The organism is Streptomyces sp. NPDC002309, from assembly GCF_053593375.1.
The window spans coordinates 91,297-106,285 of sequence record NZ_JBSFCI010000008.1; the positions used below are offsets into that span (position 1 = coordinate 91,297).

Sequence of the window (14,989 nt, forward strand, 5' to 3'; positions counted from 1 at the left end):
GCGCAGAGGGAACGTGGACTAGCGGTACGAGGCCTTGGTGCGGATCTTGGAGACGGCGAGCAGGACCAGCAGGGTCGCCGCCATCAGCACCACGGCGATCGCGGAGCCGGCGAACAGGGCGCCGCGGTCGGTGGCCGCGTAGATGAGGACCGGAAGTGGTGTCCAGTCGGGCGGATAGAGCATCATCGTGGCGCTCAGCTCGCCCATGGACAGGGCGAAGCAGAGGCCGGCGGCGGCGGTCAGGGAAGGCAGCAGCAGGGGGATCCTGACGCGCCACAGGACGTACGAGGGCCGGGCTCCGAGGGAGGCGGCGGCCTGCTCGTACGCCGGGTCGAGGCGGACGACCGCCGCGGACACCGACTGGTACGCGAACGCGGTGACCAGGACGGTGTGGGCGGCGATCACGATCCAGCGGGTGCCGTTCAGCAGGAACGGCGGCTGGGAGAAGGCGACCAGGATCGCGAGGCCGACGACCACCGAGGGAACGGCGACCGGCAGCACGAACAGAGCGTCGAGCACCTTGCGGTACCGCCTGTTCAGGGCCGCCGCGGCGAGCGCGGCCCAGGTGCCGGCGGCGAGTGCGAGCAGGCTCGCGGCCACCGCCGTCACCAGGCTGGTGGTGAGGGCCTGGAGGGCCTCGCCGCGGGTGGCGGCGGAGTAGTGCCCGGTGGTGAAGCCGGACGGCAGGACGCTCGACCAGTTCGTGGCGAACGAGGCGCCGAGGACCACGAGGAGCGGCAGGGCGAACAGCGGCAGGAAGAGCAGGAGGAAGACCGTCCACACGGCCCACCTCGCCTTGCGGCTATGCACCAGCACGACGGCTCACCACCCGGTACAGGCCGTACAGGCCCACGGAGATCAGGACGTTGACGACGGCGACCACGCAGGCGCCCGGGTAGTCGGACTCCAGGATCGCCTTGCTGTAGACGAGCATCGGGAGGGTCGTGACGCCCTTGGCCCCGGTGAACAGGACGATGCCGAACTCGTTGAGGCAGAGCACGAGGACGAGGCTGCCGCCGGCGGCGAGCGCCGGGAGCGCCTCGGGCAGGATGATCTGCCGGATGATGCGCGGTGCCCGGGCGCCCAGGGAGCTCGCCGCCTCCAGCTGGGCGGTGTCCAGCTGGGAGAAGGCCGCGAGCAGGGGGCGGATCACGAAGGGCGTGAAGTACGTGATCTCCGCGAGGAGCACTCCCCAGGGCGTGGTGAGGAACTGGAAGGGCCCCTCCGCCGCTCCCGTGACGTCCGTCCACAGTCCGTTGGCCATGCCGACCGAGCCGTAGACGAACAGCAGGGCGAGCGTGATCAGGAAGGACGGGAAGGAGAGGAAGACGTCGATGAACTTCGACACCGCCCGGGCGCCGGGGAACGGCACGAACGCGATGACCAGTGCGAGCAGGAACCCGAGGACCAGGCATCCGACGGTGGCCGCGACGGCCAGCCAGACGGTGGTCCACAGGGCCTCGCGGAACGCCTCGGAGGCGAAGACGTCGGCGTAGGGCCGCACCGAGGTGCCGCCGGTGTCCGGCTGGAAGGACTGCTGGACGACCAGGGCGAGCGGGTAGAGGAAGAACAGGCCGAGGAAGGCGACGGGGGGCAGGGCCCAGATCCAGGCCGGCACCTTGCGGGAAGGGGCCGGGGTCGCGGGCGCCGGGGTGCCGGTCGCCGTGGTCCCGAGCGTCGCGCTAGCCATGCAGGCTCACCCCCGCGGGCAGCAGCACCGCGTCCTCGGGCGCGAAGTGCAGCGCGACGGTGTCCCCGAGGGCCGGCGGCTCCCGCAGCTCCCGCAGGTCCGCCAGTACCCGGTGGCCGTCCACCTCGACGTACAGCCGGTGCGTCGCGCCCCGCCACTGGATCTCGGCGACGGTCCCGGACAGCTGGTTGGGTCCGGAGCCGAGCCCGACCAGGTGCGGGCGGACGCACAGCGTGGCCCGCGCGCCCGGGGCCACGGACCCCGTGTCCAGCTTGAGCTCGGCGCCGGCGAAGGCCACGCCGCCCTGTCCCACCGTGACCGGCAGCAGGTTGGCGTTGCCGACGAAGGACGCGGTGAACTCGTTCGCGGGCGCCCGGTACAGCTCGCGCGGGGTGCCGCACGCCTGGAGCCGCGCCTTGTCCATCACGGCGATCCGGTCGGCCAGGGTCAGCGCCTCCACCTGGTCGTGGGTGACGTAGAGGAGGGAGACGTGGGGCAGTTCCCGGTGCAGCCGGGCGAGTTCGGCGAGCATGCCGGAGCGCAGCTGGGCGTCGAGCGCGGACAGCGGCTCGTCCAGCAGCAGGACGTCCGGCCGGATGGCGAGCGCCCGCGCGATGGCGACGCGCTGCTGCTGGCCGCCGGACAGCTCGCGGGGGTAGCGGCGGGCGTAGGCCGCCATCCCGGTCATCTCCAGCGCCTCGGCGACCCTCTGCCGGATCCCCGCCTTGTCCGTCTTGTCGGCCTTGCGGGCCTTCAGTCCGAAAGCGACGTTGTCCTCGACGCGCATGTGCGGGAACAGGGCGTACTGCTGGACGACCATCCCGATGCCCCGCCGGTACGGCGGCAGGTCGGTCACGTCCCGGTCGCCGAGGAACACCCGCCCGGAGACCGGCCGCACGAACCCGGCGACCGCGCGCAGGGCCGTGGTCTTGCCGGACCCGGACGGCCCGAGCAGCGCCATCACCTCGCCGGGGGCGACGGTGAGGTCGAGCGAGTCGAGGACGACGTTGCCGTCGTAGGCGACGGTGACCGAGTCGAAGCGGATGCCCATCAGGCGGTTCCCCGCAGGAGGGCGGGCAGGGCGGCCACCGAGTCGAGGACGTGGCCGGCGCCCGCCTCGCGCAGCGCCTCGTCGCCGTGCGCCCCGGTGCGGACCCCGGCGACGAGGCCCGCCCCGGCGCGGACGCCGCTGAGCATGTCGTACGAGGTGTCGCCGACGACCGCGACCTGCTGGACGCCGTCGGCGGCCTTGGTGCGCAGGAAGGCTTCGAGCACCATGTCGGGGAAGGGCCGCCCGCGTCCGCCCGCGTCGGCGGGGCACAGGGTGAGCGGGACCAGGTCCTGCCAGCCCAGGGCGGCGAGGATGGCGTCCTGGGTGACGCGGGCGAAGCCGGTGGTCAGGACGACGGTGCGGCCGCCGGCCTGGATCTCCTCGATGGCCTCGCGGGCCCCGGGGATCGGGGCGACGAGCCCGCCGTCGACCAGTTCGCCGTACGCCTTCTCGAAGGCGGTGTTGGCGCGCCGGGCGAGTTCCTCGGTGCCGAACAGGTGGCGGAAGACGGAGATCTTGGACTCGCCCATGGTGGCGCGGACGTAGTCGAGCTTGTCGGCGTGGTCGGGGGTGCCGGGCCGGACGCCCAGCTCCTGGGCGGCGGCCTCGAAGGCGCGCTCGACGAGGCCGCCGTCGGCGACGGTGGTGCCGGCCATGTCGAGGACGACGAGGCGGATGTCGGTGGTCGGGTCCGCCGGGTGCGGCTGCGGGTGCGTCGGGTTCGTCATGGTGTTCACCAGCCAAGTTCGTTCGCGGTGGTTTCGGCGATCGCGGGCGAGCAGGTCATCCCGCGCCCGCCGGGCCCGGTCACCAGCCATATGCCGTCGCGTACCTGCTGCCGGTGCACGACCCGGGAGGTGTCGGTGCACTGCGCGTACACGCCGGCCCAGCGGCGCCTGATCTTCGGCAGCGGGCGGCCGAGCAGGGACTCGACGACGCCGGTGAGGTGGTCGTAGGGGTCTTCGAGGGTGTCGAAGGCGAAGGGGTGCTCGTACTCGTGGGTGTCGCCGATGGTCAGTCCGCCGTCGGCACGCTGGACCATGAGCAGCTGCATGCGGTGCTCGGCCGCGGTCTCGGGCTGCGGCTGCCCCGCGTTGAGCTCGTCGAGGGCGGGGCCGCGGTAGGCCGGGTAGTAGCGGAAGCTGTCGGCGTCGGCGATCGAGGTGGTGAGCGGCTCGCCGAGGGGCTCGGTCTGCATCATCTGCAGGCGGACCCGGCGGACCGGCAGGTCGGGGCCGGTCAGCTCGCGGACCAGGCCGCCGAGCCAGGCGCCGGTGCACAGCACGACCACGTCGCCCTGGTGGACGTCGCCGTGGTCGTCACGGACGGCGTCGGCGCCGATGACGTCACGGACCTCGCGGCCGGGCAGGAAGCGGTAGCGCGGGGACCTCAGCAGCTCCTCGCGCAGGGCGAGCTGCGCGGTGCGGGGCTCGACGGCCGCGTCCCGCTCGCAGTACAGGGCCGCGTCGAACTCGCCGCGCAGGGCGGGGTTCAGTGCGCGGGCCTCGCCGGGGGTCAGCAACTTGTAGCCGCGGGAGGCGGCGTCCGGGCGGGCCACGGCGGCCTCGGCCACGGCGAGTTCCAGGTCGCCGCGCACGGGGGTCAGGGAGCCGTTCGGGCGGAAGCCGACGGCCGGGACCCGGCCGCCGATCTCCTCCCACAGCTCGCGGGCCCGCAGCGCGGTCTCCAGTTCCTCGCCGCCGGCGCGGCCACTGACCCAGATCTGGCCGAAATTGCGCAAGGACGCGCCGCGAGCCTCCGCCTCGCGCTCGATCTGTACGACCTCATGGCCACGGTTCACTGCGTGCCAGGCGTGCATGGTGCCCACCACGCCGGCTCCGACGACTATCACTCTCACGTCCGCCACGCTCCTTGAACTGAGGGAACCGGAAGGGTCCGGCCGACAACGGGAGCGTGAACGAGCCGGCAAGTCTGGGCTAGACCCGTTATCTGTTCGTTATAATCAAAGGAGTGGATCTCGGTCGTTTCCGGGCGGACATCAGGCGATTGATGGGCGTTTTTCGGCCATGCCGGAGGGGCGTCTCAGCCGCGCAGACGGGTCGTGAAGGAGAACCGGTCGCCGCGGTAGAGGCTCCGGACCCGCTCCAGCGGCTGCCCTTCCGTGTCCCTGGACACCCGGTGGATCAGCAGCATCGGCAGCGCGGGCGGCGTCCCGACGAGCAACGCCTCGCGCGGGGTGGCCAGCACGGTCTCGATGCGCTCGTCGGCGTCGCCGAACCCGATGCCCTGCTCCCCCAGCCAGGCGTAGAAGGAGGAGTCCGGGTCGAAGTCGAGGTCGAGCCGGGGCACCCGGGCGACGGAGACGTACGTGCTCTCCAGGCCCACCCGCTCGTCGTCGGCGAGCAGCAGGCGCTCCAAGTGCCAGACGGGCTCGCCTCGCCGCAGGCCGGTCTCGGCGGCGAGCGGGTCCGGGCAGGGGAAGCGGTCGAGGCTGACGAGGTTGCGGCCCGGGGTCCGGCCCTGCCGCCGCACCCCCTCCGTGTAGCTGGCCAGGGACAGCGGCTGCTCCAGCTTGGGCCCCGCGACCACGGTCCCGCGCCCCTGCCGGCGCAGCTTGCCCTCCAGCACCAGCTCGCGGATCGCCTGCCGGACGGTCTCGCGGGCGACCTCGTACCGCTCGGAGAGATCGCGCTCGGTGGGCAGCAGTCCGCCCTCTCCGAGGTCCTCGATCAGCCGGTCGAGCCGCGCCTTGACCGCGTAGTACTTGGGGATGCGTCCGTGCTCCGGGATGCCGTCGCGGACGGGGGCGCCGGGGGCCTGGTCGTTCGGGTAGTCCACGCAGGGATCGTCGCACGGGCGACGCGGCTGCTCAGCGCCGCCTGCGCACCCTCACCAGGGCGGTACCGGTCACGACCAGCAGGAAGGACGCGGCCGCGAGGGCACCGCGGGGGGTGGTGAGGCCGGTGCGGGCGAGTTCGTCGGCGAAGGAGAGGCCGCCGTCTGGAGCGGCGGACTCGGCGGCGGAGGGGTCGTCGCCGGGCTCGGCGTTGCCCTCCCGTTCCGGCTCCGGGAGCGCCCGTACCCGGAACCGGTAGTCGTTCGACTGCCCGACCCAGTCGCCGTCGTCCGCCCGCCGCTGCACGACGGCCGCGTTGGCGGTGATGTCGTTCGGCACGGCGTCGGAGGTCAGCGCGAGGCGCACCCGCACCGTCAGGGTCCGCCCGGCCGGCACGGTGAACCCCGCGAACCCGTCGCCGAAGACCCCCACCAGTTCGTCCCTGTCGGTCCGCTCGAACCGCACCGCGCGGGGCCGAGTCCCCTCGTAGAACTCCAGCCGCGGCTGCGACGGCTTCAACTCCCGTTCACCGTCGACCAGCACGACGACCGGGTGGATGCCGGCGCAGGCGCCCCGGGTGGTGTTGCCGAGCTCGATGGCCCAGGTCCCGTACCCGCCGCCGGCGTCGTAGGAGGCGGGGCCGTCGACGATCCGGGTGGTGATCGGGAACTGCCGGTCGTCGGAGGCGGTGCAGTCGCCCGTGGGGGCTGTGTGCGGGGTCGGCGTGGCGGCCGCGTGCAGGGTCGGCGTGGGGGCCGCGTGCAGGGTCGGCGCGGGGGCCACGTGCGAGGAGGAGACGGCTCCGGTGAGGAGGGCGGCGGCTGCGGCGAGGCAGAGGGAGGCGGGCGTGCACAGTCGCATGCCTCCATTGCGTGCCACGCGCCTGCCGCTCCGCGAGAACACCGCGCCGTACGGCCCAACAGGTCCGCCCGATCGGGCAGGCCGCGCCGGCCCACGGGAAGGACACGACCACCGCATCCCGGTCACCGGTGCCGCGGGCCGGCCCACCAGAAGGACACCCCGGTCGCCGGCCGGCACGCGTCGGCCCACGAGAAGGCCGCCCCCGCGGTGGGCGGTCGAGCGCTGCTCGCCGTCTCCACACCGCGCGCGGACCCACGAGAAGGCCCCCCAGCGCACGGACCCACGAGAAGGCCACTCCCACCGCACCCCGGCCCACGAGAAAGCCGCCCTCACCGCACCCCGGTCACCGTCCCACGCGCCGCCCCCTCACCCCCCGCCCCTCCCGAACAACGGCGCCAGCAGCAACTGCGCCGCGCCCTCGGCGACCACACGGCTCCCGCCCTCCGCGATCCGGACCGGCACCGCCTCCTCCCCCGTGCGCCGGGCGCGCTCCGCGAGGACCCCGGCGACTCCCCGGGCGAACCGCTCCGGCTCGGTCGCGACGATCCGGCCGCCCAGCAGCACCATGTCGACGTCGAGCAGCGCGATCAGGTTGCTCGCGCCGACCCCCAGTACCCGCGCCGCCTCCGCCACGTCCCCGCGGGCCACCGCGTCCAGGCACAGCGCCTCGACGCACCCGCGGTTCCCGCACCCGCACACCGGCCCGTCCAGCTGCACGACCTGGTGCCCGAACTCCCCCGCCCCGGTCCGCGCCCCGCGATGCACCGCGCCCTCGATCACCAGCCCGCAGCCGAGGCCCGCCGCGAAGTGCAGGTACGCGAACGACCCGCCGCCGTCCCCGACGGCCAGCCGCAGCGCGGCGGCGTTCGTGTCCTTGTCGACCACCACCGGCACCCCGAGCCGGCGCCCCAGCACGTCGCGCAGCGGGAACCCGTCCCACTCCGGGAACCCGGTGACGCGGTGCAGCACCCCGTGGACGTGGTCGAGGGGTCCGGGCAGGGCGACCCCGGCCCCGAGCAGCGACCGCACGCCGGCGGCCGGGTCCCCGCCGAGGACCTCCGTGACGACTCCGGCCACGTCCCCCACGACGGCCTCCGCGCCCGCTCCGAGGTCCATCGCCGTACGCCGCTCCCCCACCACCGTCCCGGCCAGGTCGACCAGCACCACCCGCAGCTCGTCCCGGTCCAGGTGCACCCCCACGGCATGCCCGGCCCCCGGCACCAGCCGCAGCACCGTGCGCGGCTTGCCGCCCGTGGACTCCAGCCGCCCCGCCTCCGTCACCAGGCCCTCGTCCCGCAACCGCGCGATGATCTTGCTGACGGCCTGGGGTGTCAGCCCGGTCCGCTCGGCGAGCTCCAGCCGGCTGACGCCGTCCGTCCCGGCGCCGCGCAGGAGTCCGAGGACGCGCGCGGCGTTGTGACCGCGCACCGCCGGCAGGTTCGCGCCCGGGCGCCCGCCGTGCTCCACGCCGTGGTCCACGCCCTGCGCCGCCCGCGCCGCGCTCCGCGCCCCGCCGTCCGCGGCCTGTCCCGCTCCCGGGCCGGGTCCGGGTCCGGGTCCGGCTCCTGTGGTGGTGTTCGCCCTGTTCACCGTCCCATTGTCGCCCGCGCTTGCACTTTGGCAACAGCGTTGCGAAAGTGGACGCATGACTGCCACACCCCCTGGCTCGCCCCTCCGCGTCGGCCTCGTCGGCTACGGCCTCGCGGGCTCCGTCTTCCACGCCCCGCTGATCACGACCACCGAGGGCCTCGCCCTGGACACGGTGGTCACCTCGAACCCCGAGCGGCAGGAACAGGCCCGCGCCGAGCACCCCGGCGTGCGCGTCGCCGCCGGCCCGGACGAGCTGTTCGAGCGGGCCGACGACCTGGACCTCCTCGTCATCGCGTCCCCGAACAAGACGCACGTCCCCCTCGCGACCGAAGCCCTGAAGTCCGGCCTCCCCGTGGTCGTCGACAAGCCGATCGCCGGCACCGCGGCCGAGGCCCGCGAGCTGGCCGCCCTCGCGGAGGAGCGCGGCCTGCTCCTCTCCGTCTTCCAGAACCGCCGCTGGGACAACGACTTCCTGACGCTGCGCCGGCTCGTCGCCGAGGGCGAACTGGGCGACGTACTGCGCTTCGAGTCCCGCTTCGAGCGGTGGCGGCCACAGCTCAAGGGCGGCTGGCGCGAGTCCGGCGACCCGGCAGAGATCGGAGGTCTGCTGTACGACCTCGGCAGCCACGTCGTCGACCAGGCCCTGGTCCTCTTCGGCCCCGCCGCCTCCGTGTACGCCGAGGCCGACACCCGCCGCCAGGGCGCCGAGACGGACGACGACACCTTCATCGCCGTCACCCACGAGAGCGGCGTCCGCTCCCACCTGTACGTCTCCGCGACGACCGCCCAGCTCGGCCCGCGCTTCCGGGTGCTGGGCTCGAAGGCCGGCTACGTCAAGTACGGCCTCGACCCGCAGGAGGCGGCCCTGAAGGACGGGCAGCTCCCCGCCACGACCGCCGGCTGGGGCGCGGAGCCCGAGTCGCTGTGGGGCCGCCTCGGCTCCGGCGAGTCCCCGCTGACCGGCGGTGGCCGCCCCGTGCCCAGCCTGCCCGGCGACTACCCCGCGTACTACGCCGGGATCGCCGCCGCCCTGCGCGACGGCGCCCCCAACCCGGTGACCGCCCTGGAGGCGGCCGCCACCCTGGACGTACTGGAAGCGGCCCGCCGTTCGGCCCGCGACGGAGTGACGGTGAACCTGTGACGCACAGCAGCACGACCTCGACGACCCCTGGGTCCGCCCCCGAACTGACGCCCGGCATCGAGGAGCTGGAGGCCCAGGAACGCCGCCTGGTGTTCCGCCGGTTCGGCTTCGACGACGCCTGGACGCTCGGCTCGCTGCTGGTGGAGCTGGCCCGGGAGTGCCAGGCGCCGGTCGCCATCGACATCCACCGCGGCGGCCAGCAGCTCTTCCACGCCGCCCTGCCCGGCTCCACCCCCGACAACGACGCCTGGATCGCCCGCAAGCGCCGGGTGGTGGAGCGCTACGGCTCCGCGTCGTACCTGGTGGGCGCCCGCTTCCGTGCCAAGGGCACGTCGTTCGAGGAGTCCTCCCGGCTGGACCCCGACCTCTACGCCGCGCACGGCGGCTCCTTCCCGATCACCGTGGAGGGCGTGGGCGTCGTCGGTTCGGTGACGGTCTCCGGCCTGCCCCAGCTCCAGGACCACCGCATGGTGGTGGAGGCCCTGGAGCACTTCCTGGGCGACCAGGGCTGATTCCCGGCCTCCCGGCTCGCCGGGATTAGCCCGAGCGACCCTCCGGTTACACATCGGTGTGACGGCCGTCACGGCAACCGGAGGGATCGCGCCCATGAACCACCCCGCAGCCTCGCTGAAGGAACGGCTGGGACGGTACGGCATCTGGAGCTTCGGCCTGCGCGCCGAGGAACCGTCGCTGCGCGGCGAGCTGGCGGACGCCGCCGCCGAGCTGGAGGACCTGGGGTACGGCGCCCTGTGGCTGGGCGGCAACAGCGCCGCCCGGCACGCCGCCCTCCTCATCGGCGCGACGTCGGAGATCACCGTCGGGACCAGCATCCAGAGCATCTGGCAGTACGAGGCCGAGGACACCGCGGCGGCCTTCACGGAGCTGGAGGCCGCCCACCCCGGCCGGTTCGTCCTGGGTCTCGGCGTCAGCCACGCGAAGTTCGCGGAGCAGTACAAGCGCCCCTACTCGGCCCTCGTCGAGTACCTCGACGCGCTGGACGCGGCCGGCGTGCCCGCCGGGCGCCGCATGCTGGCCGCGCTCGGCCCCAAGACCCTGGAGCTCGCCCGCGATCGCGCGGCCGGCGCGATCCCGTACCTGGTCACACCGGAGCACACGGCCTACGCCCGCGAGATCCTGGGCGAGGCGCCGATCCTGGCGCCCGAGCTGAAGGTCGTCCTGGAACGGGACCCGGACCGGGCCCGCGGCGCGGCCCGGGACTTCCTGGCCATGTACCTGGCGCTCCCGAACTACACGAACAACTTCCTCCGCCACGGCTTCACCGAGCCGGACCTCGCGGACGGCGGCAGCGACCGCCTGATCGACGCGGTGTTCGCGTGGGGCGACGAGGACCACATCCGGGAACGCGTCGGCGCCTTCCACGAGGCGGGCGCGGACCACGTGGCGCTCCAGGTGGTCGGCGCCGGGCCCGGCGACACGCTCCCGCGGGAGCAGTGGCGCCGGCTGGCGGGTCTGCTCGCGTGACGACGGCGTCCGGACGGGGCGGCGTCGGCGCCGCCCTCCCGGCGTCCGCGACCCTACCCGCGTCCGTGGGTGCTTCGGGCGAGCCCTACGCGTCCTTCAACTCCTGCCGCTGCCGCCCGAGCCCCTCGATCTCCAGCTCCACGACGTCCCCGGCCCGCAGATACGGCTTGGGCTCCGGCTGCCCCAGCGCCACCCCGGCGGGCGTACCCGTGTTGATCACGTCGCCGGGGTAGAGGGTCATGAACTGGCTCACGTACCGCACGACCTCCCCCACGGGGAAGATCTGCTCACCGGTCGACCCGTCCTGCTTCAGCTCGCCGTTGACCCACAGCCGCAGCGACAGCCGCTGCGGATCGGGCACCTCGTCCGCCGTCACCAGCCACGGGCCCAGCGGGTTGAACGTCTCGCAGTTCTTGCCCTTGTCCCAGGTCCCGCCGCGCTCGATCTGGAACTCCCGCTCGGAGACGTCGTGCGCGACCGCGTACCCGGCGACATGCGCGAGCCCGTCCTCGGCCGACTCCAGATAGCGGGCGGTGCGGCCGATGACGACCGCCAGCTCCACCTCCCAGTCGGTCTTGCGGGACGCCCGCGGCACCAGCACCGTGTCGTTCGGCCCGACGACTGTGTCCGCCGCCTTGAAGAAGACCACCGGCTCGGCGGGCGGCTCGGCCCCGGTCTCGCGGGCGTGGTCGTGGTAGTTGAGGCCGATGCACACGATCTTGCCGATCCGCCCCAGCGGCGGCCCGATCCGCAGGCCCGCCCCGTCCAGCACGGGCAGCTCCCCGACGGCGGCGGCGGCACGGACACGGCCGAGCGCCGCGTCGTCGGCGAGCAGCGCGCCGTCGATGTCCGGCACGAGTCCGGACAGGTCCCGCAGCACGCCCTCGGCGTCCAGCAGCGCGGGCTGTTCCGCACCGGCCGTTCCGACTCGCAGCAGCTTCATCGGTCACCATCTCCCTCGATCGTGGGGCACCCACCGATGTGTGCAGCCATCGGAGGACTGGTCGATCCTCCAAGGTGGCGGTCCGGTCCGCAATACCTCGTTCACGTACCGGACCGCGGGGAAGCGCCGGCCCCGCTCAGCGGTACAGCACGGCCCGCTCCACCGCGCTCCACGTCGTACTGGTGACCACGTAGAGGGCCGCCGCCAGCGGCACCACCGCGACGGTGATCAGTGTGAGGAACGACATGAACGGCATCACCTTGGTGACGGCTCCCACGGCGCCCATGCCCGGCATCCGCTCACCGCCGGCCGGCACGGGAGCCGCGGCGGCCGTCATCCGGCGCGTACGGCGGAAGTTGAACACGGCGACGGCCGCGACGAGGGCGAACAGCGCGACGTACACCAGCCCGGCGGCGCCGAACACCCCTCCGTCCCCCAGCGCGTCCAGCCACCGGTCCCCCAGCGGCGCGGCGAACAGATCATGGCCGAGCAGGGCGTTCGCCTCCCCGCCGATCGTCGGGTTCGAGAACAGGTGGTAGAGCAGGAAGAACGCGGGCACCTGCATCAGGCCGGGCAGACAGCCCGCCAGCGGGGACACCTTCTCCTGCGCGTGCAGCTCCAGCACCGCCCGCTGGAGCCGCTCGGGGTTCTTGTGATGCTTCCTGCGCAGCTCGGCGATCTTCGGCTGCAACGCGGTACGCGCCTTCTGCCCCCGGGCGGAGGCCCGGGACAGCGGCAGCACCAGCAGCCGTACGAACGCGGTGAACAGGACGATCGCGGCGGCGGCCGCGGAGGCGTGGAACAACGGCTGGAGCAACTCGGCGAGCTGCTCGACCAGATCGGCGAAAACGGACATGGGTGAGCCCTCCGTGGTGGGTCTCGTCGTGCCGGGACAGGGGACGGCGGCATGACGACCCGCGCGGGGTCACCGTGAGGTGCTGCTTCGAAGTGGCGTGCCCTACGCGACGGTCGTCAGGAGGGCGTGTCCGGGCGCTCGGGGGCGGGTGCGGCCCCTGGCGTCGGGGTCGCTTTGCGGCAGGAAGGCCGTACGCCGGTCCCGGTCGCGGATGGCCGTGCGCACCCGCGTGGGCGGCACGGCGGGCACGCGGCGCGCGCCGACCAGCAGGGAGACGGTGAACGCCGAGCCGGCGGCGGCGGTCGCGGCGAGCGCGACGGTGGCCGCGAGGGTACCGGCGTCCAGCAGCGCGAAGTCGAGGAAGAGGATCAGGAGCAGGACGGCGGGGCGCGACCTGGCGCAGCGCTGCAGCGTCACGGCGGCTCCCCCTCTCCTCGTGCGCACGGTCCTGTCGTTCGTTTATACCTCACCGCCGTCGCTCACCGCGGGCGCAGGGAACGGAGCGTGCCCCACACCACCAGGCGGTACTTGGACGTGTACTCGGGGGTGCAGGTGGTGAGCGTGATGTAGTACCCCGGCTCGCTGTACCCCCGGCCCGGATGGACGAGGCTGCGCGGCACGGGGCGTATCACCCCGGTGTCGCGGGCGGAGGTCCGCGGGACGGTCTGGTCGACGGCGTACGTGTACACCGCGGTCCGCGTCTCGACGACGATCAGATCGCCGTCGCCGAGCCGGTCGAGGTGCCGGAAGGGCTCGCCGTGGGTGTTGCGGTGCCCGGCGAGCGCGAAGTTCCCGGCGCGGCCGGGCTGTCCGGTGCCGGGGTAGTGACCGGCGTAGCCCTTGTCGAGGACGCCGGCCTTGCCGATGCCCTCGGCGACGGGGACGCGGAGGTCCAGACGGGGGACGGCGAGGATCGCGTAAGCGTGGGAGGGCACGGGCGCCGAGGCGGGCGCGGGACCGGTCTGCCGGGTGCCGGCGCCGTCCGGCGGCACGGGGAGGTCTCCGTCCCCGGCGTCCACCGGGTCGCCTTCCCGCACCCCCGGCCCCGGCGCGGCGCCCCCGTCCCAGTCCCGCTCCAGCGCGGCCACCTCGCGCTGGGCTCCTTGCCGGGCCTGCTGGTTGGTCCACCACAGCTGGTGGACCACAAGGAGCAGGACGACGAGCCCGGCGGTGACGAGGACCTCCGCACCCGTCCACAGGGCGCGCCGGCGCCGGGCGCGCCGTCGCCGGTCGGTGTGCAGCACGACGGGCACGCGCATGGGCGGACGCCTCCTCCACCGTCACTACGGGACGGGCCGCCCGCACGATAAGGCGCGGGGCGTGAGGTCTCCAGACGCGCGCTGGTCCTTTCAACCGCCCTGCTCTCCCCGGGCGTCGCGGGACGGACTCTTTTTTGTCACCGCTCGGCAGTACGGTGTCCCCCATGCGCCCCGACACGCCTGCCGAAAACGTCGACCACGCCACCGAGGCGGCCCGCCTGGAGCGAACCGCCGTCCTGTACCCCGAGGACGCCGAAGCCCTGCTCCTGCGGGCCGCGGCCCACCTCGAACTGTCCGGCGACCGCCCCGCCGCGACCGCGCTCTACGACCGCCTGCTCTCCTCCGGCGGCAGTCTGGAGGACCCGTATCTGGTCCGGGCCCTGAAAGCCTCGAACCTCTGGGAGTACGGCCACGAGGCCGAGGCCCGGGCGATCATCGACGGCATCCGCACGGGGGCCCCGCGCGAAGCCGCCCCCTGGGTGATCGTGGCCGAGGCCCTGGAGGCCCACGACGAGCTGGAGACGGCGCAGGAGGTCCTCACGGAGGCCGCGCGGCTCCTCGTGACGGACGGCGCACGGCCCCCGCGGCCCACGCACCCCCTCTTCTTCGGCCGCCACCGGGTGCGCCGCATGCTGGGCCTCCCCCACGACGAGTGGGACACCCTGGCCGACACCCTGCACTCCATGCCGGTCACCCTGGACGAGCTCCACGACCCGAAGCGGGTGTGGTCCCTGGGCTCGGACAACCCGGCGGAACTGGAGGCGGAGATCTCGCGTCTGCGCGCCGAGCTGGGCGCCTACCGGGAGGCCCTGTCCCGCCCGTTCCCCGTCGCCGTCCTGCACTGGCCGGCGGGCGAACTGACGGAACTGCTCTCGGCCTACCCGGCCCTGTCCTCGGAGTACCCGTCCCACGAGGAACACCTGTCGACGATAGAGACATCGCTACGGGAACTGTCGTCCTCCGGCACCCCCAACCTGGGCGTCGTCACCGGCACGGTCCCCTCCCTCGAGGCCTTCGCCGCATCGGAGCACACGACCCCGGACGACCCGACGCTCCTCCCCCAGTACGCGACGACACTCGCGTCCCGCGGCCGCGCCGTCGCCTGGCCCCCGGAGGGAACGGGCGCTTGCTGGTGCGGGACGGGTCGGGGGTACGGGGAGTGTCACGGGGCCATGGCCTGACGCCGGCGGCGCGGCGCATTCCCTGACCGGCGACCCTATTTGCGCCGATCCCACTACTCCTCCACAACTCGTGCACGCTAACGTCATACGCGACCAGCCGAATCGGCATGCCCGCACTGGCATGTCCTGGCCCGCGAG

16 protein-coding genes are annotated in these 14,989 nt (G+C 73.8%); 4 read left to right on the forward strand and 12 right to left on the reverse strand.

Annotation, left to right across the window (positions count from 1 at the left end; genetic code table 11):
• Positions 1–18 precede the first annotated feature (18 nt).
• The 8 genes from ACWCPM_RS09465 to ACWCPM_RS09500 all read right to left on the reverse strand — a co-directional run bounded on the left by ACWCPM_RS09465 (position 19) and on the right by ACWCPM_RS09500 (position 8,046).
• On the reverse strand, positions 19–816 hold the full coding sequence (locus tag ACWCPM_RS09465; protein WP_450975541.1) for an ABC transporter permease: 798 nt from the start codon (positions 814–816) through the stop codon (positions 19–21).
• A complete protein-coding gene (locus ACWCPM_RS09470) occupies positions 803–1,690 on the reverse strand; it encodes a 2-aminoethylphosphonate ABC transporter permease subunit (RefSeq protein WP_450975542.1) in 888 nt (295 codons plus the stop codon). The genes ACWCPM_RS09465 and ACWCPM_RS09470 overlap by 14 nt, the downstream gene beginning before the upstream one ends.
• Entirely contained in the window at positions 1,683–2,741 is a 1,059-nt protein-coding gene (locus ACWCPM_RS09475; protein ID WP_450975543.1) for an ABC transporter ATP-binding protein, read from the reverse strand. The genes ACWCPM_RS09470 and ACWCPM_RS09475 overlap by 8 nt, the downstream gene beginning before the upstream one ends.
• Positions 2,741–3,469 (reverse strand): HAD family hydrolase, encoded by a 729-nt coding sequence (locus ACWCPM_RS09480; protein ID WP_450975544.1) that lies wholly within the window; start codon positions 3,467–3,469, stop codon positions 2,741–2,743. The genes ACWCPM_RS09475 and ACWCPM_RS09480 overlap by 1 nt, the downstream gene beginning before the upstream one ends.
• A 5-nt stretch (positions 3,470–3,474) precedes the next feature.
• Entirely contained in the window at positions 3,475–4,599 is a 1,125-nt protein-coding gene (locus ACWCPM_RS09485; RefSeq protein WP_450975545.1) for a TIGR03364 family FAD-dependent oxidoreductase, read from the reverse strand.
• 185 nt (positions 4,600–4,784) lie between these two features.
• A complete protein-coding gene (locus tag ACWCPM_RS09490) occupies positions 4,785–5,540 on the reverse strand; it encodes a GntR family transcriptional regulator (RefSeq protein ID WP_450975546.1) in 756 nt (251 codons plus the stop codon).
• A 31-nt stretch (positions 5,541–5,571) separates the two neighbouring features.
• A complete protein-coding gene (locus ACWCPM_RS09495; RefSeq protein ID WP_450975547.1) occupies positions 5,572–6,399 on the reverse strand; it encodes a hypothetical protein in 828 nt (275 codons plus the stop codon).
• A gap of 366 nt (positions 6,400–6,765) precedes the next feature.
• The gene (locus ACWCPM_RS09500; RefSeq protein WP_450975548.1) at positions 6,766–8,046 is read right to left on the reverse strand and encodes an ROK family transcriptional regulator; all 1,281 of its coding nucleotides are present in this window, start codon (positions 8,044–8,046) and stop codon (positions 6,766–6,768) included.
• Here ACWCPM_RS09500 and ACWCPM_RS09505 point away from each other — a divergent pair.
• The 3 genes from ACWCPM_RS09505 (at position 8,045) to ACWCPM_RS09515 (ending at position 10,612) form a co-directional block, all read left to right on the forward strand.
• The gene (locus tag ACWCPM_RS09505; RefSeq protein WP_450975549.1) at positions 8,045–9,130 is read left to right on the forward strand and encodes a Gfo/Idh/MocA family protein; all 1,086 of its coding nucleotides are present in this window, start codon (positions 8,045–8,047) and stop codon (positions 9,128–9,130) included. The genes ACWCPM_RS09500 and ACWCPM_RS09505 overlap by 2 nt on opposite strands.
• Complete coding sequence (locus tag ACWCPM_RS09510) at positions 9,127–9,642, forward strand: heme-degrading domain-containing protein (RefSeq protein ID WP_450975550.1); 516 nt, start codon at positions 9,127–9,129, stop codon at positions 9,640–9,642. Before ACWCPM_RS09505 ends, ACWCPM_RS09510 begins: the two co-directional genes overlap by 4 nt.
• Positions 9,643–9,736: 94 nt before the next feature.
• Entirely contained in the window at positions 9,737–10,612 is an 876-nt protein-coding gene (locus ACWCPM_RS09515) for an LLM class F420-dependent oxidoreductase (RefSeq protein ID WP_450975551.1), read from the forward strand.
• 85 nt (positions 10,613–10,697) lie between these two features.
• On the opposite strand, the gene ACWCPM_RS09520 is transcribed toward ACWCPM_RS09515, so the two are convergent.
• The 4 genes from ACWCPM_RS09520 to ACWCPM_RS09535 all read right to left on the reverse strand — a co-directional run bounded on the left by ACWCPM_RS09520 (position 10,698) and on the right by ACWCPM_RS09535 (position 13,670).
• Positions 10,698–11,555, reverse strand: a complete 858-nt coding sequence (locus ACWCPM_RS09520; protein WP_450975552.1) for a fumarylacetoacetate hydrolase family protein — start codon at positions 11,553–11,555, stop codon at positions 10,698–10,700.
• 136 nt (positions 11,556–11,691) lie between these two features.
• Positions 11,692–12,411, reverse strand: a complete 720-nt coding sequence (locus ACWCPM_RS09525) for a YidC/Oxa1 family membrane protein insertase (RefSeq protein ID WP_450975553.1) — start codon at positions 12,409–12,411, stop codon at positions 11,692–11,694.
• Positions 12,412–12,513: 102 nt separating this feature from the next.
• Positions 12,514–12,828, reverse strand: coding sequence for a DUF6412 domain-containing protein (locus tag ACWCPM_RS09530; protein ID WP_450975554.1), 315 nt, complete (start codon positions 12,826–12,828; stop codon positions 12,514–12,516).
• Positions 12,829–12,890: 62 nt separating this feature from the next.
• Positions 12,891–13,670 (reverse strand): class E sortase, encoded by a 780-nt coding sequence (locus ACWCPM_RS09535; RefSeq protein ID WP_450975555.1) that lies wholly within the window; start codon positions 13,668–13,670, stop codon positions 12,891–12,893.
• A 164-nt stretch (positions 13,671–13,834) separates the two neighbouring features.
• On the opposite strand from ACWCPM_RS09535, the gene ACWCPM_RS09540 reads away from it, so the two are divergent.
• On the forward strand, positions 13,835–14,851 hold the full coding sequence (locus ACWCPM_RS09540) for an SEC-C metal-binding domain-containing protein (protein WP_450975556.1): 1,017 nt from the start codon (positions 13,835–13,837) through the stop codon (positions 14,849–14,851).
• Positions 14,852–14,989 lie beyond the last annotated feature (138 nt).